Genomic DNA, 1,294 nt, shown 5'->3' with positions numbered 1-1,294 from the left:
GTCGGCTTCCCATCGCTGGCAAAGACCTCAGCCGACTGAAGTCGGCACTACGATGCCTGTCGGCTTCCCATCGCTGGCAAAGACCTCAGCCGACTGAAGTCGGCACTACGATGCCTGTCGGCTTCCCATCGCTGCCAAAGACCTCAGCCGACTAACGTCGGCACTACGATGCCTGTCGGCTTCCCATCGCTGCCAAAGACCTCAGCCGACTAACGTCGGCACTCCGATAGTTGTGAACCATGAACTATTCAGCATGACAAGCTGCTAGGATACGTAACAATTTCTGCTTCTCTTACATAGGGGCGTAGCAGCGGCCCGCCCCAAGAAGCGCCGTGTAGGAGGGAATGAATGGGCCGCTGCTACACCCTACAGGGCTCTTGAGGTGCCCAGGATGGCCCTCACCCCCTACCCCCTTCGGCAAGCTCAGGGCACCGCCTCTCCCACGTTGTGGGAGAGGGGCGAAGGCAACGTTGTTTTCTTGCATGCCTTTGATTCTTTGGTTCTCCTGTTCCCTGTTCTCCTGTTCCCTGTTCCCTGTTCCCTGTTCTCCTGTTCCCTGTTCCCTGTTCCCTGTTCTCCTGTTCCCTGTTCTCCTGTTCCCTGTTCCCTGTTCTCTGTTCCCTGTTCCCTGTTCCCTGTTCTCCTGTTCCCTGTTCCCTGTTCTCCTGTTCCCTTACCCCGAATCCACCAAAGGCAGTTGCACCACAAAATCACTGCCCGCCCCCTCGATACTCTGCACCCTGATGCTTGCTCCATGGCGCCGCAGAATTTCAGCGACAACATAGAGGCCAATGCCGGTACCCGCGATACGCCAGCGCCCGCTGTTACTTGCCCGGTAGAAGCATTGGAACAGGTGGGGCAGATCGACAGTGGGAATGCCGATGCCCTCATCGCGCACGCTTACCTGCACATGGTTGCTGCTTGCTTCAAGCTTGATCCATACGTTGCCCCCAAAGGGGCTATATTTAACTGCGTTTTTAATCAGGTTTTCAAAGACTTGGATGAGGCGAACTTCATCGCCAAGAATGGTCTGTGCAAGCTCAAGTCCGCTGGTATGCAGGGTATGGCGTGGCATATCCGGTTGCATCGCGTTCACCAGAGTGAGCAAGAGGGCGCTGAGATCGAGTGGTACTGCCCGAATCGTCAGTTGGCCCTGTTCAATCCGCGAGATATCGAACAGTTCGTTGAGCATACGATCGAGCCGTTGGGCTTGATGGGTAATACCAATTACCTATGAACATACCGCATTAATCGCCTCCCGGAGGTAGGGGTATCCGGTCAGGGATTGCACGAC

1 protein-coding gene is annotated in these 1,294 nt (G+C 55.9%); it reads right to left on the bottom strand.

The genetic code is table 11. The features are described from left to right. Positions 1-673: 673 nt before the first annotated feature. Positions 674-1,192 (bottom strand): sensor histidine kinase, encoded by a 519-nt coding sequence (locus CJ255_RS21990; protein ID WP_097646202.1) that lies wholly within the window; start codon positions 1,190-1,192, stop codon positions 674-676. Positions 1,193-1,294 lie beyond the last annotated feature (102 nt).

The organism is Candidatus Viridilinea mediisalina (assembly GCF_002532535.1).
Classification (GTDB): Bacteria; Chloroflexota; Chloroflexia; order Chloroflexales; family Chloroflexaceae; genus Viridilinea; species Viridilinea mediisalina.
This window is presented reverse-complemented; position numbering and strand designations above follow the sequence as displayed.